Source organism: Bradyrhizobium sp. NBAIM03 (assembly GCF_020194055.1).
Lineage (GTDB): Bacteria > Pseudomonadota > Alphaproteobacteria > Rhizobiales > Xanthobacteraceae > Bradyrhizobium > Bradyrhizobium yuanmingense.
Genome location: NZ_JADYVS010000016.1, coordinates 92,477 through 113,577, shown reverse-complemented (window position 1 = coordinate 113,577; position 21,101 = coordinate 92,477). Strand labels below are relative to the sequence as shown.

Genomic DNA, 21,101 nt, shown 5'->3' with positions numbered 1-21,101 from the left:
TCAGCCGCCAATGAAGCCTCTCGCCGTTTCGATCGCGCCATATTGATCGAGATCGTCGTGCCCGCCGCCCTCGATGCGAACGAACCGCTTGGGCTCGCGGGCGAGCGCGAACAGACGCTCTCCGAAGACGATCGAAATGACAAGGTCATTGGTGCCATGCATGACGAGCAGCGGCACCGTGACGCGCGAAATGCGCTGGTCCGAATGGAACGGGTCGCGCATCAGAAGGCGGACCGGAACGAACCAGAACGATGACCCCGCAATGTCGGCCGTCGACGTATAGGGCGCCTCCAGGATGAGTTTTCCAACGCGATGCTCCGAGGCGAGCGCGACCGCGACGCCCGTCCCGAGCGAAAAGCCCCAGGCGACGATTCGTTCCGCCGCATAGCGCGCGGTGGTGAACGCGTAGGCGGCTGCAGCGTCGCGCAGCAGGCCCTGCTCGCTCGGCATCCCGCTCGAGCCGCCATAGCCGCGATAGGACAGCGCAACGAGGCCGGTGCCGTCGGCGGTCATCGCCTTGAAACGACCAACGCGGCCGGCGAGAAAATCGCCATTGCCGTGGAAGTAGAGGATCACGGAACGACCGGGCTTGGCCGGCACGTGCCAGACGATGACCTGCTCGCCATCAGACGTGGTCAGGACATGCTCTTGCGCCTCGGGAAGGCCCGCAGCATCGGGTGCGGTGCGGCCGGCGGGCGGGATCGGAAACAGCATCTCGCGCTGGCGGACGTACAGCACGAGGAGACCGGCGCAATAGACGGTCAGGAGCACGATGGCGATCCACTTGACAATGCTCATCATTGCGCGGCCGCTCCCTCGCTTGAGACTAGGGCTTGCGACGGCTCCGCAGCAATTTCATGACGTCGGTCGCAGGCTCGCCGGAACGTCGCGGCAGCTGCACGCCGCCTTGTGGGCAGCGTGCCAGGCGACACGCTGCTCGCGCACGCCTTGGGCGGCATGCGATCGGACTGGTGCCATTCCTAATTGATGGCCACGGTCCCTCCCCCCGTCACATCGCCTTGACGATGTTCTCGGTGACCTTCTTGGCGTCGCCGAGCAGCATCATGGTGTTGTCGCGGTAGAACAGCGGATTGTCGATGCCGGCATAGCCAGAGGCCAGCGAGCGCTTGATGAACATCACCGTGCCGGCCTTCCAGACCTGGAGCACCGGCATGCCGTAGATCGGCGAAGTCTTGTCCTCTTCGGCCGCCGGGTTGGTGACGTCGTTGGCGCCGATCACGAAGGCAATGTCGGCCTGCGCGAATTCGGAGTTGATGTCCTCGAGCTCGAACACCTCGTCATAGGGCACGTTGGCTTCGGCCAGCAGCACGTTCATGTGGCCGGGCATGCGGCCGGCGACCGGGTGAATGGCGTATTTCACCTCGACGCCTTCCTTCTTGAGCATGTCCGCCATCTCGCGCAGCGCGTGCTGGGCCTGCGCCACCGCCATGCCGTAGCCGGGCACGATGATGACCTTGGAGGCGTTCTTCATGATGAAGGCCGCATCGTCCGCCGAGCCGAGCTTGGCGGGCTTCTGCTCGCCCGTGGCGCCGCCGGCTGCCGCGGTCTCACCGCCGAAGCCGCCGAGGATGACCGAGATGAAGGACCGGTTCATCGCGTGGCACATGATGTAGGACAGGATCGCGCCCGAGGAACCGACCAGCGCGCCGGTGATGATCAGCGCGGAATTGCCGAGCGTGAAGCCGATGCCGGCGGCCGCCCAACCCGAATAGGAGTTCAGCATCGAGATCACGACCGGCATGTCGGCGCCGCCGATCGGGATGATCATGAGCACGCCGAGCGCCAGCGCGATGATGGTGATCATCCAGAAGTCGAACGCGCCGCCGGTGAGGACGAGACGGACGATAAAGAACACCAGCGCGACGGCCAGCGCGATGTTGATGATGTGGCGGGCCGGCAGGATGATCGGCGCGCCGCTCATGCGCGCGGACAGCTTCAGGAAGGCGATCACCGAGCCGGTGAAGGTCAGCGCGCCGATGGCGACACCGAGCGACATTTCGACCAGACTTGATGCATGAATGGCGCCAGGCTTGCCGATGTCGAAGGCCTCAGGCGCGTAGAACGCGCCGGCAGCGACCAGCACCGCGGCCATGCCGACCAGCGAGTGGAAGGCGGCGACCAGTTCCGGCATCGAGGTCATCGGCACGCGGCGGGCGATCACCGCGCCGATGCCGCCGCCGATCGCGACCGCGAGGATCACGAGGACCCAGGCCACGCCATCCGCCGGCGGATGGCTCGCCAGCGTGGTGGCGACCGCGATCGCCATGCCGATCATGCCGAACAGATTGCCCTGGCGCGAGGTTGCCGGGCTCGACAGCCCGCGCAGCGACAGGATGAACAGCACCCCCGCCACGAGATACAAGAATGCAGAGAGATTGGCGCTCATCTCAGGTCCCCATTGATCCCTTCAGCCCGAGGTGGCCGCTTACTTCGACTTCTTCTTGTACATCGCCAGCATGCGCTGGGTGACAAGGAAGCCGCCGAAAATGTTCACGCAGGCGAAGACGAGCGCGACGAAGCCGAAGCCGCGCGCCCAGCCCGAGCCGCTCGAAACCATGCCGACGCCGACCGCGAGCAGCGCGCCGACCACGATCACCGAGGAGATCGCGTTGGTCACGCTCATCAGCGGCGTGTGCAGCGCCGGCGTCACCGACCACACCACGAAATAGCCGACGAAGACGGCGAGGACGAAGATCGACAGCCGGAAGATGAAGGGGTCGACGACCTGTGCAGCGTGCTCCATGGCAATCTCTCCTTAAGCTTTCGGCTGGAAGTTCGGGTGGATCACGGCGCCGTCCTTCGTCAGCGCGGTAGCCTTGACGAGTTCGTCGTCCCAGTTGACGGCGAGCTTCTTCTCTTTCTTGTCGACCATGGTCTCGATGAAGGAGAACAGGTTGCGCGCGTAGAGGCTGGAGGCCGAGGCCGCAACGCGACCCGCAACGTTGGTGTAGCCGACGATCTTGATGCCATCGAGGTCGACGACTTCGCCGGCCTTGGCGCCCTCGACATTGCCGCCGCGTTCGACGGCGAGATCGACCAGCACCGAGCCGGGCTTCATCGACTTGACCATGTCGGCACTGACGAGCTTCGGCGCCGGGCGGCCCGGAATCAGCGCGGTGGTGATGACGATGTCCTGCTTCTTGATGTGCTCGGCGGTGAGCGCGGCCTGCTTGGCCTGGTATTCTTTCGACATTTCCTTGGCGTAGCCGCCGGCGGTCTGCGCGTTCTTGAACTCCTCGTCCTCGACGGCGAGGAATTTCGCGCCGAGGGATTCCACCTGCTCCTTGGTGGCGGGCCGCACGTCGGTCGCGGTCACGACGGCGCCGAGACGGCGCGCGGTCGCGATCGCCTGAAGGCCGGCGACGCCGACGCCCATCACGAACACCTTCGCGGCGGGCACGGTGCCGGCCGCCGTCATCATCATCGGGAAGGCGCGGCCGAAAGCCTCGGCACCCTCGATCACGGCGCGGTAGCCGGCAAGGTTCGCCTGCGAGGACAACACGTCCATCACCTGGGCGCGCGTGATGCGCGGCATCAATTCCATCGCGAAAGCGGAGACGCCGGCCTCGGCGATCGTCTTCAGCGCGGCCTCGTTGCCATAGGGATCCATGATGGCGATGACGAGCGCGCCGCGCTTGTATTGACTAACCTCGGAAGCCTCGGGACGCTTCACCTTGATGACGATGTCGGCGTCCTTCAGCGCGTCAGGGCTGACGGTGGCGCCCACGGCGGTGAATTCTGAATCCGGCAGGCCCGATTTGAGGCCGGCGCCCGGCTCGATGGCGATCTCGGCGCCTAACGCCTTGAACTTCTTCACCGTATCAGGCGAAGCGGCGACCCGCGGCTCCGACGGATCGATTTCCTTGGCAACGGCAATTTTCATGAGGCCTCCGGCGACGCAGGACAGCGCGCGCGCAAACTAAGCGTTACTTCCCGCAGCGTTCGATACCGGTTTTGTTACCGGCTTGGATGCAAATATTCTGGGCAGCTGCTGCCGCTGGCATGTGCAGCTGCTGATCGATCAGGTGAGGAAGATCGCCATCAGGATCACGATGAGCGCGACCGAGACCGTGCCCCACTTAACCAGCTTGATGAAGCCCTCGTAGGTCTGCTCGTGGGCAGCGTAGTCGTTGCCGTCGGCGGTCGTGTACGCCACTTCGCTATGGTCAGCCATCGATTGTCCCCAGTCGAAAGTCGAATTCTCGGGCTGGGATACCGCAAACTTCCAGGCAGGGCAACGGCACCCGGGCGCGGTTTTCCGCAAATGGGGTCATTTGGAATTCCGATTGTCCTTGATCCAGCGCGTGAGGCTTTGCTCGCTGACTTCGCCAGCGGCAAGGGACAGAAAGATAATGGTCGCTTCCGCAGGATCGGGACTAAAGCCAACGCCATTCTTGTGGAGAAAGACCATCATCGCCATGAAGGCGATGCGCTTGTTGCGGTCAGCGAATGCACGGTTCTTCGCCAGCCCGAACGCGTAAGCCGCGGCAAGTTCATCAAGCGTCGCCTGCTCGTAGCGCCGCTTGTTGATCGGCCGCTCCAGGGCCGACCGCAGCATGCCTTCATCACGCAGCCCCGGTGCACCACCAAATCGGCGAAGCTGTCGGCTGTGAATTGCGACAGCCTGCTCGTAGGTGATCCGCAGCGGCTCTCGATGCTCGCTCACGGCGCGACGCCACTATTTTGCGAGCGCGGCGAGCGTGTCGCGATACTTGTCCATGACCTCGTCGGCGATCTCCATCGTCCGTTCGAAGTCCGGATCATAGGGCAGCGCCTGGAAGCCACCCCCGGGCAGTTCGACAATATGCAATTGCTGTCCGCGCTTGAGATCGAGCCGCTGCATCAGCTCGCGCGGAAGCAACAGCCCGTCCGAATTGCCGATCTTCTTGATCTCGATCTTCATGGCCGGCCGATCTTTAGCGCGTTATACACATGTATAACATCGCCACAGAGCGAGTTCAACAGATGTTTTACGCACCGGCAAGCGCGAACGGCCTCAGCCCATTGCCTCCAGCTCGTCTATCATCCCAGCGATCACGCTAAGCCCGCCGTCCCAGAACTCGGGGTCCTTGGCATCGAGTCCGAACGGCCGCAGCAGCTCCGAATAGTGCTTCGTGCCGCCGGCGGCGAGCATGTCGAGATAGCGTTCGGCAAAGCCCTCGGTGGCGTGCTCATAGACCGCATAGAGCGAGTTCACGAGACAATCGCCGAACGCATAGGCGTAGACGTAGAACGGCGAATGGATGAAGTGCGGGATGTACATCCAGTAGTTCTCGTAACCCGCCTTGATCTCGATCGCCGGCCCGAGGCTCTCGCCCTGCACCGACAGCCAGATCTCGCCGAGCCGCGTCGCGGTGAGCTCGCCGTTCTTGCGCTCGGTGTGGACCGCACGCTCGAAGGAATAGAACGCGATCTGCCGCACCACGGTGTTGATCATGTCCTCGACCTTGCCGGCGAGCAGCGCCTGGCGCTGCTTCGCGCTCTTGGTCTGGGCCAGCAGCCGCTTGAAGGTGAGCATTTCGCCGAACACGCTCGCGGTCTCCGCCAGGGTCAGCGGCGTCGGCGCCATCAGCGCGCCGTTCTTTGCCGCGAGCACCTGATGGACGCCATGGCCGAGCTCATGCGCGAGCGTCATCACGTCGCGCGGCTTGCCCTGGTAGTTCATGAGAACGTAAGGGTGCGCTGACGGCGTGGTCGGATGCGAGAACGCCCCGGGCACCTTGCCCGGCCGGACCGGCGCGTCGATCCAGCGGTCGGTGAAGAAGCGCTCGGCGATATCGGCCATTTTGGGCGAGAAGCCGCGATAGGCCGTCAGCACCATGCTGCGCGCCTCCGGCCAGGCGATGACATCGGTCGCCGCGAAAGGCAGCGGCGCGTTGCGGTCCCAATAGGCCAGCCGCTTCTTGCCGAACCATTTCGCTTTCAGCGCATAATAGCGATGCGACAGTTTCGGATAGGCTGCGCGCACCGAGGCGACCAGCGCATCGACGACCTCGCGCTCGACACGATTGTTCAGATGGCGGGAATCGGCCACGTCCTTGAAGCCGCGCCAGCGGTCGGAGATGTCCTTGTCCTTGGCCAACGTGTTGGTGATCAGCGCAAAGGTGCGCTCATTGGCCTTGAAGGTCTTCGCCAGTGCCTGCGCCGCGCTCTTGCGCTTGGCGCCGTCGCGATCCTGCAGCAGATTCAGCGTCGGCTCGATCGCGAGCTCCTTGGCGCCGACCTTGAAGCGGAGGCTGGAGATGGTCTGATCGAACAGCCGGTTGAAGGCTGAATAGCCGGTCTGCGCCTTCTCCAGGAAAAGCTGCTCGAGCTTGTCGTCGAGCTGGTACGGCTTCTCCTTGCGCAGATCCTCGATCCAGGGACGGTAGTGCGCGAGCTCGGCGGCCTGCATCGCGCGATTCAAAATATCGTCATCGATCCGATTGAGCTCGAGCGCGAAGAACAACAGATGCGTGGACGCCGCCGTCAGCCGCTCGGACACGTCGCCGTAAAACTTTGAAATCGCAGGGTCCACACTGTCGCCGGCATGGACGAGCCCGGCATAGGAGCCGAGACGGCCGGCGAGATCGTCGATCGCCTCATAGCGTCGCACCGCCTCGGCGAGCCACTTTCCGCCATCTTCGTTTGCTGTCCCTGTCGCCAGCTTGCCCCTGTAGTCCGTCTCGAAGGCGACGCAGTCGGCATCCATTCTCTCGAGGTCGCGCGCCACCTCCGGCGCCTCGATCCCGGAATAGAGGTCGGCCAGGTTCCACTCCGGAAGCTTGCCGGTCTTGCTCGCAGCTTTGGAGGGTGCAGCTTTGGAGGGCCTTGCCTTGGGGGCGGATTTTTTGGTGCTTGGCTTGCGGAGAGCGGGCTTGCCGGGAGCGGACTTCTTGAGAGCGGACTTGTTCAAGGCAGATTTGTTCAAGGCGGACTTGGAGCGCGAATTCATTGTGTGGGAAACCTGTGTTCAACAATCGCGGCGGCAGGCGGGGGCATCAAGGTTTAAGCGTGCGTTAATCGGCTTCGGCCAGAGTGCCCCGATTCGAGACAGATAGTAGTAGCGTGCGGGGAACACCATGGCTGCCAGTATTTTGATCGCCGACGACGACGCTGTAGCCCGCCGGCTGGTCGAGAACATGGTGCAGAAATGCGGCTATGAGACGGTCGTCGTGGACTCCGGTGACGCCGCAATTGCCGCCCTCACTGCCCCCGACGGACCGGCCATCGACGCCGTCATCCTCGACCTCGTCATGCCCGGCCTCGACGGCATGGGCGTATTGGCGAAGATCCGCGAAGCCGGCCTGAGCGTCCCCGTCATCGTGCAGACCGCTCATGGCGGTATCGACAACGTGATCTCCGCGATGCGCGCGGGCGCGGCCGATTTCGTCGTCAAGCCGGTCGGCGTCGAGCGGCTCCAGGTCTCGCTTCGCAACGCGCTCAACACGTCCGCGCTCAAGGGGGAATTGCAGCGCATCCGTCACAGCCGCGAAGGACGGCTCACCTTCTCCGACATCATCACCCGCTCCGAAGCGATGACGGGCGTGATGCGCGCCGCCCAGAAGGCGGCAAACTCCGCGATCCCCGTGCTGATCGAGGGCGAGTCCGGCGTCGGCAAGGAGATGTTCGCGCGCGCCATCCATGGCAGCGGCGAGCGCAAGGCCAAGCCGTTCGTTGCGGTCAATTGCGGCGCAATTCCCGACAACCTCGTCGAGTCCATCCTGTTCGGCCATGAGAAGGGCGCCTTCACCGGGGCCACCGAGCGGCACACGGGCAAGTTCGTCGAGGCTCATGGCGGCACGCTGTTTCTGGACGAGGTCAGCGAGCTGCCGCTGACGGCGCAGGTAAAGCTGCTGCGTGCGCTCCAGGAAGGCGCCGTGGAATCGGTCGGCGGCCGCAAGCCGCTCAAGGTCGACGTCCGCATCATCTCGGCCACCAATCGCAAGCTGCTGGAGCGGGTGAAGCAGGGACAATTCCGGGAAGACCTGTTCTACCGGCTGCACGTGCTGCCGCTGACGATCCCCTCGCTGCGCGCGCGGCGTGAGGATATCCCGCACCTGCTCAGGCATTTCATCGCGCGCTTTGCCGCCGAGGAGAGCCGCCCGATCACCGGGATCAGCGGCGAGGCGGTGGCCCATCTTGCCCAGCTCGACTGGCCCGGCAACATCCGCCAGCTCGAGAACGCGGTCTATCGCGCCGTGGTGATGAGCGACGGGGACCAGCTTGGTCTCGGCGACTTCCCTCTGCTCGCCTCGCAGGCGCATCCCGTCACGGATATTCCGACCGCTCCGTTGCTGCTCGAGCCGGCGGCGACGCCCTCCGTAGTGTCGGGTAATGAAATACCAATCGCCCCGCTCCCCGCGGTGGGAACGCTGTCTATGCTCACTGCGACCGGGGATGTCCGCCCGCTGGAGGACATGGAGAACGAGATCATCCGTTTCGCGATCTCGCATTATCGCGGCCAGATGTCCGAAGTGGCTCGCCGACTCAAAATCGGCCGCTCGACGCTCTACCGCAAACTCGACGAGGCCGGGGTTCCCGGGCATGGCGGCAAAAGCGGCGAGGAGACGCATTGAGCCCAGTGCGAACGAAGCTTCGCGCGGCGGTGCGAGATCGCTCTAAGCCGTTCGCGTGACGACGGAATTCGTCTGCGATTTGAACCGTGACTTGGAAGTGACAGCCAGAGGGAAAAGCGCGTGGCAGAAGCGTACAATCCGTTGCCAAGAGGCTCCCTTGAAGTCAGTTTGTCGTGAGTTGCCCCGGGCAGCGCTGGCCGCAAAATCGGGGCCTGTATATCGTCTGCGTCAGAATCGTTGCGTGCAGGCGTGCAACTTTCGAGAGGCCGGCGCGGTTTAGCCGAAACATCAATAAGCGATAACGAGCTGTTCCATGAAGGAACAGTTCACCCGAGGGGTGCGACACAATGCGTGACTGTTTGAACCACCGTGTGGGCTTTGACCGTGCCTTGATGACGGTCGCGGCGACCTTCCTCACGGTGTCGGCCAGCTCGGCCCTGGCGCAGGATCTGCCGCGCAGCAGCGCCGCGGAACTCGCGATCGAAGCCGCGATCCCGCGCCCCGAACCGGCAAACGTCCCGCCCCCGACTGCAGCCGACATCAAGCTCGACACCACCGCCACGGTGCAGGATTCCACGAAGGACGTCGCAAGGGATTCCGCCAAGGTGAACGTCGCGCCCACGGCGGACAAGGTGGAGACCAAGCCCTCCGACGTTGCCACCACACCCGCGCCGGAAGCGCCGAAGAGCGAGACTGCGAAAACCGAGCCGGCCAAGGCCGACACCGCAACGGCCACGCCGGCGGCTCCCGCAGCACCGGCCGCCGAACCGGTGAAGGCCGCAAGCAACGTGCCCACCGCCGACCAACCGGTCGCGGACAAGCTCAAGGACATCATCGGCGCTAAGACCTCGCGCCATTTCGACCGCAAGAACGAGCGTGCAGCGATTGAGAAGTTCTATGGCGCGCGCGACTTCGCGCCGGTCTGGACGCAAGGCGGCAACCTGACTGCTGCGGCCAAGGGCGTGATCGCACGGCTCAAGGACGCGGCGTCCGACGGTCTCAATCCCGCCGACTATCCGGTGCCGGATTTCGCCGCCACGACCCCCGATGCGCTGGCTGATGCCGAGCTCAAGCTCACCGCCAGCATGTTCGACTATGCCCGCCACGCCCAGAGCGGCCGCATGCATTGGTCGCAGGCCGGCGGCGACATTCTCTATCCCGAGCATCCGGTCGATCCCGGCGAAGTGCTCGCCAAGATCACGACGGCGGCGGACGCCTCCGCGGCGCTCGAGAGTTACAACCCGCCGCACAAGCTCTACAAGGAGCTGAAGGCCAAGCTCGCCGAGCTGCGCGGCCAGGGCAGCGGTCCGGTGATCGAGATCGCCGACGGCCCTGCGCTGAAATACACCCCTGCCGGCAAGAAGCAGGCTGAGATCGTCGTGGAAGATCCGCGCGTGCCGCAACTGCGCGCCAAGCTCGGCCTCGCCGAGAATGCCAGCGACACCCGCTACGACGCTGCGGTCGCCGAAGCCGTGCGCAAGTTCCAGACCGGCGCCGAGCTGAAGCCGACCGGCATCCTAGACGACAAGACGGTCAAGGCGCTCAACACCCCCAAGCGCGACAAGCAGATCGACGTGGTGCTGGTGAACATGGAGCGCTGGCGCTGGCTGCCGCGCGATCTCGGCGCGCCGGCGCTGGGTGACGCCTATGTCATCCTCAACATTCCCGATTTCACTTTGAAAGTGATGCAACGCGGCCAGCAGGTCTGGACCACACGCGTCGTCACCGGCAAGCCGGGCAAGCAAGCCACCCCGCTCCTCACCGAGACGATGAAGTACATCACGGTGAACCCGACCTGGAATGTGCCGCCATCCATCGTTTACAACGAGTACCTGCCGGCATTGCAGCAGGACCCGACCGTGCTTCAACGCATGGGCCTGAGGCTTGAGCAAAACCGCGACGGCTCGGTGCACATTTCGCAGCCGCCGGGCGAAGCCAACGCGCTCGGCCGCATCCGCTTCAACTTCCCGAACAAGTTCCTCGTCTATCAACACGACACGCCGGACAAGCATTTGTTCGCCAAGGAAGAGCGCGCCTTCAGCCATGGCTGCATGCGCGTGCAGAATCCGGATCAGTACGCCTCCGTTCTGCTCAACATCGTCATGCCGAACGAGAAGTACACGCCGGAGCGCATCCGCAGCATGTACGGCAAAAGCGAGATCGACCTGAAATTCCCGACCCCAATCCCGGTCAACATCACCTATCAGACCGCGTTCGTGGATGAGGCCGGCAAGCTGCAGTTCCGCAAGGACGTCTATGGCCGCGACGCGGCCATGATCAACGTCCTGAAGAACAACCGCGGCAAGGACCTCGAGGCCGTCGTGGCGCATTCCCAGCCGAGCTATTCGCGTCCGGCAACGACGCTGCCCTCCGGAGTGGCCGTGGCCAACAACGGCAGCGGCTTCGGCTCGTCCGGGCCGAACTTCTTCGAGCGGCTGTTCGGGGCGCCCACCCAGGCCGTGCCGCCGGCACCGGTCGGCCGCCGTCCGCAACAGCAGCGGGTGTTTACCCGCTGACGCCCGTCCCGCACTCGTTTTCCTGAAATTCTGCAAGGAAATCAGCGACCCCGTCCCCAGGATGGGGTCGTTGACGTTAACCATGCTGCGACCTGCGATGGGGCGGCGGGCGTTTTTTTGCCACAGTCAACCGGTTAGGATCGTAATCTGACTTGGTTTGGGGGCGGGAAGGTCAACCTTAAATTAACCTTCTCGCTTTAAGAAAGCGTTCATCCTCTTTCGCGCTGCTAACGGGGTTGGCGGGAGAGTCCATTTGAACGCTCGTCGACTGGGTGGGCTCATACGTGCTGACTGGTCTCGCACGCCAACTTGCTGTGCTGTCGTTGTCCCATGCGGGCGTGAAGGCCGGGTCCCGGATCGGCCTTGCGGCTGCATTGCTGCTTGCGGCCGCCGGTTCGGTTCATGACGCCGCCGCGCTGAACGAGACCAAGACGCTCTCGTTCCACCACACCCATTCCGGCGAAGACCTCACCGTCACCTTCAAGCGCGACGGGCGCTACGACGAGGCGGCGCTGAAGCAGCTCAACCACTTCCTGCGCGACTGGCGTACCCAGGAACAGACGGTCATGGACCGTCGCCTGTTCGACATCCTCTGGGAAGTCTATCGGGACGTCGACGGCAAGCAGCCGATTCAGATCATCTCCTCCTATCGCTCCCCCGCCACCAACGCCATGCTCCGCCGCCGCTCCTCCGGCGTGGCGCGCGCCAGCCAGCACATGCTGGGCCATGCGATAGACTTCTTCATCCCCGGCGTACCGCTGGAGCAGATCCGCTTCGCCGGCCTGCGCCTGCAGCGCGGCGGGGTCGGCTTCTATCCGACATCCGGCTCGCCTTTCGTGCACCTCGACACCGGCAGCGTCCGGCACTGGCCGCGGATGACGCATGACCAGCTCGCCCGCGTCTTCCCGGACGGCAAGACGGTGCATCTGCCGACCGATGGCGTGCCGCTGAAGAACTATGAGCTCGCCAAGGCCGAGATCGAGCGGCGCGGCAACGGCGATGATGCCGGCAGCAAGCCGAATTTCTTCGCAGCCTTGTTCAGGAGCAAGCCGGCAGCTCCGGCCGCCAGCGACGAGGATGACGAGGGCGCGCCCGCCCCGGCCGCGAAGCCGGCGGCACCGACCGTCGTCGCAGCCGCCGCCAAGCCCGCCGAGCCGGTGCCGACGCCGCGCGCCAAGCCGCAGATCGCCGCCGCGATCCAGCTCGCGTCGGCCGATGCGCAGATCGTCGCGCCGCCCAAGCCGAAGCCCGCGCCCGTGGCTGACAAGCCCGCTTCCGGCAAGCCTGTTGACGGAAAGCCGGAGACCCCGGCCGACATCATCAATGCGCGCGGCTTCTGGGATGACGTTCCGGCCACGCCGCAGCAGGCGACGCCGGCGCAGGTCGCCGCGCTGAAGGCGCGCCAGGCGCTGGCCGCGGCCACCGATCCGCAACCGACCGCGAGCGTGTCCAACGCGGCCCTGCAAGCCCTGGCTTACGCGCCGGCGGCGTCCCCGGTCGACCGCGGCAATGTCGTCGCCGCCTCGGCGCCGATCCCGCGCACCACCCGCCCCCGTAGCGTGGCTCAGGCGCCGGAGATCAACAGCGTGGTCGGCAAGAGCGTCGACGGCAGGGTCGCAACCGCGACCCGCCTGTCTGCGGCCAAGGGCGAGAGCATCTGGCTCAAGATCGTGATGCTGTCGCCGAGCGCCAGCCACGCGATGTCGGTGACGCTGATGGGCGAGCTCGATACCGCGGCGCTGCGCGGCTATTTCGTCAAGCCGCGCTCCGTGATCGCGATGGGCTTCTCCGACGACCCGATGCAGGGCCTGTCCTGCGACAATTTCTCGGGCAGCGCGACCGCAAAGCTCGAGACGACGTCGTTCGTCGTGCGCACCGCCGCGCTGCGCTGAGTCCTCTGTACCAGCAAAGCTCTCTCTGTTCGTCCTTGCCCGGGGTTGATCAAGCCGGCAAGCCGGCCGCGATGAGGCCGGCCTCGTGACGCTGCCGGTCGGGCTCGCGCTTGTAGTGCAGCGTCGCAAGATAAGCTGCCACCGAGAATCCCGGTTCGCGCTTCAAGACCTCGGCCGCGTGAGCGCCGGCCGCGATCGCGTTCTTCATCTGCGCGAATGTCGCCGCCAGGAACGCATGATGGGTATAGTCGGGGCGCGTGATCCTTGAAAACGCCTCGGCGGCCTCGGCGTATTTCTCCGCGCAATAATAGGCGCGGCCCAGATGGCTCCAGAAGCGCTCGGGATGATAGGGGTTGAGACGCATCGCTTTCCTGATCCAGTCGATGCCTTCCTCCGGCAGGCCCAGCCAGGTCAGAAGCTCTCCCTGTTGCACGACGACGAGGTCGTAGTTCGGATTGAGGGCGAGTGCACGCTCCTGGTGATAGGTGGCCTTTTCGTAGTCGTGTCGCGTCAGATTCAGCGCGGCGAGAATTCGGTGTACGTCCGCGTCGTTGTCGTCGAGCGCCAACGCAATTTCCAGCTCCGAAGCAACCTGCTCGAAGGTCGCCTCGCGGTCGGCGCACCAGCCATAGATCCAGCACTGACCGAGCACGCATGCCTTCCAGGCATGAGCGTGGGCATAGTTCGGATCCATCGCCAGCGCACGGTTGAGCAGCGTCTGCGCCTGAGCGTTGTCGTCGCGGGTTGATCGATGATGCAGGAGCTTTGCAGCCAGCACGCATTCGTAAGCGGGCATGTTGTCGGTCGGCTTGCGCTTGGTGCGGTCGTGCGTTGCGGCTTCTACTCGCCCCGGCAACGTCGCCACGATCGCGCGGGTCATCTCGTCCTGGATGGCGAAGATATCCCGGAGCTCGCGGTCGTAACGTTCGGCCCAGATATGGCGGTCGGTCTCTGCATCGATCAGCTGCACGGTGACGCGGACGCGCTCGCCGGCCTTGCGAACGCTGCCCTCGATGACATAGTCGACTCCGAACTCACGGCCGATGTCCTGGACCTTTACGGCCTTTCCCTTGTAGACGAACGTCGAGTTGCGGGAGATGACGAGCAGGTCGTGGAAGCGCGAAAGCTCGGTGATGATGTCCTCGGTGAGACCGTCAGCGAAGAACTCCTGCTCCGGATCGCCGCTCATATTGGCGAACGGCAGCACGGCGATGGACGGCTTCTTCGAAACACCCGGCGGCGTCAGAGCACGATTGGACCCGTCAGGCAGGCTTGCGGGCCCCTCCGCCAGCCGAATGCGGAAGATGCGGATTGGACGGGCGATGTTCTTGACGCTCTGTTCACCGAGATCGTCGAACTGAACGCCGTCGAGCCGGTCGCCGACCTGATCGCGCACCGCGCCGGAGACGCAGATTCCTCCGGGCTCGGCCAGCGTCTCCAGCCGCGCCGCGACGTTGACGCCATCGCCGAATATGTCGTTCTGATCGACGATGACGTCGCCGAGATTGATGCCGATGCGGAATTGGATCCACCGCGGCGGCGGGACGTCGGCATTGCGCCGCGCCATGCGGCGCTGAACCTCGGCCGCACATAGCACGGCATCGACGACGCTGTGGAATTCCGCGAGCATGCCGTCGCCGGTCGTCTTGATGATACGGCCGCGATTCTTGGCAATGGCAGGATCGATGAGCTCGACACGATGGGTCTTGAGGCGCGCAAGAGTGCCGGCCTCGTCGACCTCCATCAGCCGGCTGAAGCCGACCATGTCGGCAGCGAGAACCGCGGCAAGCCTGCGCTCTGGTCCCGGCACATCCATCGCTCGGTCCCTTCACCGAGCAACCTAGCAGATGCCGAGATTTTGCCCAAGCTTGGTGCGCTGCAACGCCGACCGGGCGGGGCGCCTCAGAGCATCCCCAGCGCCTGCATGTAGGTCTCGAGGATGGTCTCTGCCTCGGCGCGCTCGTTGGGGTCCTGCTTGCGCAGGCGCACGATGGTGCGCAGCGCCTTGACGTCGTAGCCGTTGCCCTTGCTTTCGGCATAGACGTCGCGGATGTCGTCGGAGATCGCCTTCTTCTCTTCCTCCAGCCGCTCGATGCGCTCGATGATGGATTTGAGCTGGTCCTTGGCGAATTTCGTCGCGGGCTCGTCGTCGCGGACGGCGGCGGAGGTGGCCATCTTGGTACTCCCAATGGAACTGGCAAAACGAGGTGACGCCGGCATCCCTCACCGCGCGTGCTGGGTAGACCCTTAGGGTCGGCGCTCCCAGCGTTCAAGCAAGCATCACGCTCGTCCACAGCGCGCCCACACCTTCCTGCGCCGACGCATAGAAAGCTGTTGTGTGGTGCGACTCAGGGCTCGGCGATGGGCCGTTCAATGCCCGTGGGGATGGACCTTCTTCATCGCCTCGAGCTGCTCGGGCGTGGCCGTGCCCTGGTGCTTCGCCTTCCAGGTCTCATAGGGCATGCCGTAGACGGCCTCCCGGCTCTCGTCCTTGCTCAAGGCGACGCCCTGCGCGTCCGCGGCGTCCTTGAGCCAGTTGGACAGGCAATTGCGGCAGAAGCCGGCCAGATTCATCAGGTCGATGTTCTGGACGTCGGTGCGGCTCCGCAGATGCTCGACCAAGCGCCGAAAAGCGGCCGCCTCGAGCTCCGTTCTGGTTTTGTCGTCGATTGCCATGGCTGTCTTCCTCAAGGTCCGTTCCGGGGCAGGGTTACGGGATCAGGTGGGTCTTGTCACAGATTTTGCCATATCGCGGCGCAAAGGGGCCACTGCCCGGCTGCCCCCGGCCCAACGCCAAATCGTCAATGATCTGGTATAGCTTCCGCGACAATGACTGCCGAATCTCCCCGCTCCCCGCTTTACCTGCTCGCCCGGTTGGTCCCGGTGCTGGTGGTCGCCCTGGCGTGCCTCTACGCCGGCCCGGCCTCCGCCGATTTCCGCCTCTGCAACAACACGTCGAGCCGGGTCGGGATCGCGCTCGGCTACAAGGACGCCGAGGGCTGGACCACCGAGGGCTGGTGGAACATCTCGTCCCGTTCCTGCGAGACGCTGCTGCGCGGCACGCTGGTCGCCCGGTACTACTACATCTACGCCATCGACTACGACCGCGGCGGCGAATGGTCGGGCCAAGCCTTCATGTGCTCCCGCGACAAGGAGTTCACCATCCGCGGCACCGAGGATTGCCTGGCCCGCGGCTATGACCGCACCGGCTATTTCGAGGTCGACACCGGCGAGCAGCGCGCCTGGACGGTGCAGCTGACCGACGCCAACGAACAGCCGGCGCAGCAGCGCGTGCCTGGCCTGCCCGGCCCGGTGGGCCCGGGCGGCGTTCCGGGTTTGCCCAATAGCCCGCCCGGTGCTACGCCCCCGGGCTCGCCCGGCCTGCCACCCCCGTCTGGAAATAAGCCATGAGGCGCCTTCGCCGTATCAAGATTCTCGCGACCCTGGGACCAGCCTCTTCAGACCTCGCGATGATCCGCCGCCTGTTCGAGGCCGGCGCCGACCTGTTCCGCATCAACATGAGCCACACCCCGCATGACAAGATGCGGGAGCTGGTGGCGACGATCCGCAACGTCGAGAGCAGCTACGGCCGGCCGATCGGCATCCTGGTCGACCTGCAGGGCCCGAAGCTGAGACTGGGCTCCTTTGCCGAAGGGGCGATCCAGCTCCAGAACGGACAGACCTTCACGCTGGATTCCGACAAGACGCCCGGCGATGCCACGCGCGTCCAGCTCCCGCATCCGGAGATCCTGGCGGCGCTCAGGCCCGGCCATGCGCTGCTGCTCGACGACGGCAAGGTGCGGCTGATCGCGGAGGAGACCTCGAAGGAGCATGCGGTGACGCGTGTCGTGGTCGGCGGCAAGATGAGCGACCGCAAGGGCGTCAGCCTGCCCGACACCGACCTGCCGGTCTCGGCGATGACGCCCAAGGACCGCGCCGACCTCGAGGCCGCCCTCGTCACCGGCGTCGACTGGATCGCGCTGTCCTTCGTGCAGCGCGCCGACGACGTCATCGAAGCCAAGAAGATGATCCGCGGCCGGGCCGCCGTGATGGCCAAGATCGAGAAGCCGCAGGCGATCGACCGCCTCGCCGACATCATCGAGGCTTCCGATGCGCTGATGGTGGCGCGCGGCGACCTCGGCGTCGAGCTGCCGCTGGAGCGGGTGCCGAGCCTGCAGAAGCAGATGACGCGGATGGCGCGCCGCGCCGGCAAGCCGGTGGTGATCGCGACCCAGATGCTGGAATCGATGATCCAGTCGCCGGTGCCGACCCGCGCCGAAGTCTCCGACGTCGCCACCGCGGTCTATGAGGGCGCCGACGCCATCATGCTGTCGGCGGAATCGGCGGCCGGCAAATTCCCGGTCGAGGCGGTCTCGACCATGAACCGCATCGGCGAGGAGGTCGAGCGCGATCCGACCTACCGTTCGGTGATCATGGCCCAACGTCCGGCGCCGGAATCCACCGCGGGCGATGCCATCGCCGACGCCGCGCGGCAGATCGCCGAGACGCTCGACCTGCCGGCCTTGATCTGCTGGACCTCATCGGGCTCGACCGCCGTGCGCGTGGCGCGCGAGCGGCCGAAGCCGCCGATCGTGGCGATCACGCCGAACATCACCGCCGGCCGCCGGCTCGCGGTCGCCTGGGGCGTGCATTGCGTGGTGGCGGAGGACGCGCGCGACCAGGACGACATGGTGAGCCGCGCCGGCCAGATCGCCTTCCGCGACGGTTTCGTCCGCGCCGGCCAGCGCGTCATCATCGTCGCCGGCGTGCCGCTCGGCATCCCCGGCACCACCAACATGGTGCGCATCGCCTCGGTCGGCCCCGAGGGCGACGCCAACATGTGAGGCCCGCCGGGGGCGGCCAAACAAAAAGTCGAAAAACAACCCCATGCACAGTAGCCGGCCACTCTGGCCGGTCTTGCCGGGGTTTTGCGAAAAGGCACGCTCGGGCAATGGCCTGAGCGCGATCAGGTCGCCTTTTGGCTCGCGGCGCGATTTCTTCAGGTCCCGACCAGCGCCGTGTTCGCAGGCAGCAGCGTCTGCTGCACCAGGCCGCTATCGCTAGGAACCGGTTATATGGCCACCACCGTAGAATCCGAAGCCCGCGCCCGCCCGACGCTGGGCATCGTGCTCATGGCGGCCGCGATGCTTTCGATTCCGCTGGTCGATGGCATCGCCAAATATCTGAGCGCCGATCATTCGCCGTTCTTCATCGCCTGGGCGCGCTACGCCGTGGCATGCGCCGTCGTTCTTCCGGTGGCCGCGATCAGGTACAAAGGAGAGATCTTTCCCGCCGAACGGCGCGCCTCCCATATGCTGCGGACGGTGTTCCTCGTCACCGGGATGACACTTTACTTCCTGTCCATCGCGACCGTTCCGCTGGCTACAGCCGTCAGCGCCTATTTCGTGGGGCCGGTCATCGCGGTCGCGCTCGCCGCCATGGTCCTGAAGGAGCGTTTGACGCAACGAAAGATCGCGAGCCTGGCGCTGGGCTTCACCGGCGCCATCGTCATTCTGCGCCCGGACGGCGACATCGAGCCCGGCATCCTGCTGGCGCTCGGCGCCGGGCTAACGTTCGCGCTCTATCTGATCGCAACGCGGCAGGCTTCTCTGGTCAGCGATCCCGTCAAGACGCTCGCCTTCCAGTGTGTCGTCGGCATGGTGCTCCTGACGCCACAAGCCATCTTGACCTGGACCACACCGGCTTGGGACGCTGTCATGTTCTTTCTGGCTTTGGGTGCGCTCTCTGCTGTCACTCATGTCCTGTCCATCGCGGCATTTCGCTTCGCCGAAGCGTCCACCCTGTCGCCGCTGGTCTATCTCGAACTGCTCGGTTCCACAGCCATCGGCTATCTTGTCTTCAAGGATATCCCGCAAGGCTCCACGATCGCCGGAGCCGTCCTCATTGTGACCGCCGGGCTCATTCTTCTGAAGCGTCCCACCGGGGTTGATCAGTCCGGCCGGGAAAATGCTGATGTAGCAGGATAACAGCGAGCCCGGGCGATCCCGGTGGCGGGTCGGCTCAGGCGCCGACCAGTGCCTTGGTCGTCGGCAGCAGCGTCTGCTGCACCACGAGGCCGCGGGCACGAGCGTCCATGACGCCGACGGCGCGCAGCGCCAGCAGGGTCACGGTCTGCACCGCATCGCGCATCTTGACGGGATCATCGAGATTGTCGGGCGCGAGCGGGCCGACGAGCGCCTCATGCAGCGCGCCGAGCAAGGCGGTGGCCGCAAGCGCGGTGTCCTGCGCCGGCAGATGGCCGGCACGCACGGCGGCGTCGATCCGGGAGGCGATCTCGCCGGCGATCTCGCGCCGGCTGGCAAGGCGCGAGGCGCTGACATCGACATCGACCCGCTCGGCCAGGATGCCCCAGGCCAGCCTGCGCTGCGACAACGTATGCACCGCCACCGTGGTCACGGCGGCCGCCAGCGCCGAGGACGGCCCCGGCGCGGCATCGGCCGCCCTTCGGATCGCCGCGAGCTCGTCGCGGGAGACCTCGGCAATGAGCTCGGAGATCAGCTCGGCCTTGGAGGGGAAATAGCGGTAGACGGTGCCGGCCGCGACATTGGCCCGGACCGCGACCGGCGCGATCTGCACCGCCGCCATCCCGCCTTCCGCCGCCGCCTCCCGCGCCGCCGCCAGTATGGCGCTGCGCCGCGCCGCAAGGCGCTTTACCACTTGATGCGTCCGCCGATAAACCATGGCGCGCTTCCTGTCCCACACGCCGGCCGCACGCCCTGCGGCCGAACGCTTCTCACGCAATAGATGCAAATCGCCCCGCAAGGACTGAACAACTATTCAGGGTGAATGACAAGATGCAAATGCGTGGGGCGTCATGGTGGGCGGACGGGGGCGTCAAACGAACCGATCGAGAGACTGAACGAGTATTCTTGGAGGGCTTGGATCGCACAATGTGAATTCAGTGGTCGGTGTTTCGCCTGTGAGTGTTCCGGCTGGATTGCGCTACGATCATATACTTATAGGTTCATTTATCCTGTTCGCAGCCAGACGTTGACGCGCGCCTGGTGCAGTGTGCTGATGGCATCGATCTTCACTGCCAGGCAGTTTTCGAAGCCTCGAAAGACTCGGCGCTCTCAAGCTGCGGTGGACAGTCTCATGGACGAACGGAGCGTGCGTCATGAAGCGGCTCTTGGGCCTCGCGCTCATTCTCTTTCTGATGCCGACGCCAGACCGCGCGGCAGCCGGTGAATTATTTTCGGTGCGGTGTGAAGGCGGCATTCCCGCCCGCCTCTACTTCGCGACGTTCGACGTCGATGCCAAAGCTGTCGTGTTTGAGACGCCGCCGATAGACCTCGAAACAAATTTCGGCATCACTACACGTTCTGGAGAAATCATTTCCAAAAACGATGGAAAGATCGAATTCATGCTGCGCGTTCGTCCAGGTCGGATCGGCCTGATCTTTGATAGCAACAAGAAGACGATGACTTGGCCGGGACTCGACGACCCCACCTTTCGGCCGACATTAACCCATCCGTGCACTGTCACGCCCCCGAGAAGCATTTTGAGCTTCGGGGTTCGCGATCCCATTCTGAATCCGATCTCTGTACGCTGTGAACACACGGGCGCTGTGTACTTCACGATGGATGCAGCTTCGAAACAAGCACTCTTCGAGCGTGGCAAGGAGGGAAGAGGGTTTCGCGGTGAAGTCACCGATGCCGGCCAGGATGACGTCACGCTCTCGATGAATTTCGAGGTCCCCCGCCGGGTCGTATGGAGCAGAAGCCGCCAGACCATCACGATTGAAGGCATCGATGGCGATGCAGCGCGACCTCGCACTGTCGTGCAATGTCAAGAAGTCCCGCCTCGAACAATGATGGAATTCCATAGAGAGTCGCAGCGGTAAGAGACGCCTCTCCACGGCAGCAACAATCAAAGAAAACGAAAGACTGGGCGACCGTGCCGACGACATGAACGTTGATGGTGCGTCGTCATGAGACGCAAACTCGCTGCACGCGGAGCAAGCTGCGCCATTCTCGCTCTGGCGTTGCCCACAGCCATCTTTTCGGCCGAGCAGCCGACCAAGAACCAAACCCTCCAAGTCCGATTCGCGGCACATTTGGTCCCGGCAAGCTCATCTTGGAGAGGAGAACGAA

At 64.7% G+C, this 21,101-nt stretch carries 19 protein-coding genes; 7 read left to right on the top strand and 12 right to left on the bottom strand.

The features are described 5' to 3' along the window. The 8 genes from I6F21_RS23620 to I6F21_RS23585 form a co-directional block, all read right to left on the bottom strand. Positions 1–798, bottom strand: coding sequence for an alpha/beta hydrolase (locus tag I6F21_RS23620; RefSeq protein WP_225183526.1), 798 nt, complete (start codon positions 796–798; stop codon positions 1–3). A 211-nt stretch (positions 799–1,009) separates the two neighbouring features. Further along, the gene (locus I6F21_RS23615) at positions 1,010–2,407 is read right to left on the bottom strand and encodes an NAD(P)(+) transhydrogenase (Re/Si-specific) subunit beta (protein ID WP_057028050.1); all 1,398 of its coding nucleotides are present in this window, start codon (positions 2,405–2,407) and stop codon (positions 1,010–1,012) included. Positions 2,408–2,446: 39 nt separating this feature from the next. Then, positions 2,447–2,764 (bottom strand): proton-translocating transhydrogenase family protein, encoded by a 318-nt coding sequence (locus I6F21_RS23610; RefSeq protein ID WP_035998681.1) that lies wholly within the window; start codon positions 2,762–2,764, stop codon positions 2,447–2,449. Between the two features lie 12 nt (positions 2,765–2,776). Beyond that, complete coding sequence (locus tag I6F21_RS23605) at positions 2,777–3,904, bottom strand: Re/Si-specific NAD(P)(+) transhydrogenase subunit alpha (protein WP_225183500.1); 1,128 nt, start codon at positions 3,902–3,904, stop codon at positions 2,777–2,779. A 138-nt stretch (positions 3,905–4,042) separates the two neighbouring features. After that, positions 4,043–4,195 carry an aa3-type cytochrome c oxidase subunit IV gene (locus I6F21_RS23600; RefSeq protein WP_109142517.1) on the bottom strand — a complete coding sequence of 51 codons (153 nt, stop codon included), beginning with the start codon at positions 4,193–4,195 and terminating at the stop codon, positions 4,043–4,045. Between the two features lie 96 nt (positions 4,196–4,291). Next, positions 4,292–4,687 carry a type II toxin-antitoxin system death-on-curing family toxin gene (locus I6F21_RS23595; protein ID WP_225183499.1) on the bottom strand — a complete coding sequence of 132 codons (396 nt, stop codon included), beginning with the start codon at positions 4,685–4,687 and terminating at the stop codon, positions 4,292–4,294. 12 nt (positions 4,688–4,699) lie between these two features. Continuing rightward, positions 4,700–4,924: an AbrB family transcriptional regulator gene (locus I6F21_RS23590; RefSeq protein ID WP_027545558.1), complete on the bottom strand. Its 225-nt coding sequence runs from the start codon at positions 4,922–4,924 to the stop codon at positions 4,700–4,702. 93 nt (positions 4,925–5,017) lie between these two features. Next, positions 5,018–6,955: a M3 family oligoendopeptidase gene (locus I6F21_RS23585; protein WP_225183498.1), complete on the bottom strand. Its 1,938-nt coding sequence runs from the start codon at positions 6,953–6,955 to the stop codon at positions 5,018–5,020. Positions 6,956–7,082: 127 nt separating this feature from the next. Here I6F21_RS23585 and I6F21_RS23575 point away from each other — a divergent pair, with 127 nt between their 5' ends. From I6F21_RS23575 to I6F21_RS23565, 3 genes are all read left to right on the top strand, one after another. Continuing rightward, complete coding sequence (locus I6F21_RS23575) at positions 7,083–8,579, top strand: sigma-54 dependent transcriptional regulator (RefSeq protein ID WP_036021934.1); 1,497 nt, start codon at positions 7,083–7,085, stop codon at positions 8,577–8,579. Between the two features lie 347 nt (positions 8,580–8,926). Beyond that, on the top strand, positions 8,927–11,095 hold the full coding sequence (locus I6F21_RS23570; protein WP_225183497.1) for a L,D-transpeptidase family protein: 2,169 nt from the start codon (positions 8,927–8,929) through the stop codon (positions 11,093–11,095). A 284-nt stretch (positions 11,096–11,379) separates the two neighbouring features. Further along, the gene (locus I6F21_RS23565; protein WP_225183496.1) at positions 11,380–12,987 is read left to right on the top strand and encodes a DUF882 domain-containing protein; all 1,608 of its coding nucleotides are present in this window, start codon (positions 11,380–11,382) and stop codon (positions 12,985–12,987) included. 49 nt (positions 12,988–13,036) lie between these two features. Here I6F21_RS23565 and I6F21_RS23560 read toward each other — a convergent pair whose 3' ends face one another. The 3 genes from I6F21_RS23560 to I6F21_RS23550 form a co-directional block, all read right to left on the bottom strand. After that, positions 13,037–14,803 (bottom strand): adenylate/guanylate cyclase domain-containing protein, encoded by a 1,767-nt coding sequence (locus tag I6F21_RS23560; RefSeq protein ID WP_035998656.1) that lies wholly within the window; start codon positions 14,801–14,803, stop codon positions 13,037–13,039. Positions 14,804–14,889: 86 nt separating this feature from the next. Next, entirely contained in the window at positions 14,890–15,162 is a 273-nt protein-coding gene (locus tag I6F21_RS23555; protein ID WP_018641571.1) for a DUF2312 domain-containing protein, read from the bottom strand. 195 nt (positions 15,163–15,357) lie between these two features. Beyond that, the gene (locus tag I6F21_RS23550; RefSeq protein ID WP_035998652.1) at positions 15,358–15,663 is read right to left on the bottom strand and encodes a DUF1244 domain-containing protein; all 306 of its coding nucleotides are present in this window, start codon (positions 15,661–15,663) and stop codon (positions 15,358–15,360) included. A gap of 153 nt (positions 15,664–15,816) precedes the next feature. Here I6F21_RS23550 and I6F21_RS23545 point away from each other — a divergent pair, with 153 nt between their 5' ends. From I6F21_RS23545 to I6F21_RS23535, 3 genes are all read left to right on the top strand, one after another. After that, complete coding sequence (locus I6F21_RS23545) at positions 15,817–16,398, top strand: DUF1036 domain-containing protein (RefSeq protein WP_035998649.1); 582 nt, start codon at positions 15,817–15,819, stop codon at positions 16,396–16,398. Then, positions 16,395–17,831 (top strand): pyruvate kinase, encoded by a 1,437-nt coding sequence (pyk, locus tag I6F21_RS23540; RefSeq protein ID WP_036021924.1) that lies wholly within the window; start codon positions 16,395–16,397, stop codon positions 17,829–17,831. The genes I6F21_RS23545 and pyk overlap by 4 nt, the downstream gene beginning before the upstream one ends. 231 nt (positions 17,832–18,062) lie before the next feature. Next, positions 18,063–18,974, top strand: coding sequence for a DMT family transporter (locus I6F21_RS23535; protein WP_225183495.1), 912 nt, complete (start codon positions 18,063–18,065; stop codon positions 18,972–18,974). Positions 18,975–19,008: 34 nt separating this feature from the next. On the opposite strand, the gene I6F21_RS23530 is transcribed toward I6F21_RS23535, so the two are convergent. Further along, positions 19,009–19,689 carry a TetR/AcrR family transcriptional regulator gene (locus I6F21_RS23530; RefSeq protein WP_225183494.1) on the bottom strand — a complete coding sequence of 227 codons (681 nt, stop codon included), beginning with the start codon at positions 19,687–19,689 and terminating at the stop codon, positions 19,009–19,011. 436 nt (positions 19,690–20,125) lie between these two features. On the opposite strand from I6F21_RS23530, the gene I6F21_RS23525 reads away from it, so the two are divergent. Continuing rightward, the gene (locus tag I6F21_RS23525; RefSeq protein ID WP_157783956.1) at positions 20,126–20,851 is read left to right on the top strand and encodes a hypothetical protein; all 726 of its coding nucleotides are present in this window, start codon (positions 20,126–20,128) and stop codon (positions 20,849–20,851) included. The last annotated feature ends 250 nt before the right edge of the window (positions 20,852–21,101 follow it).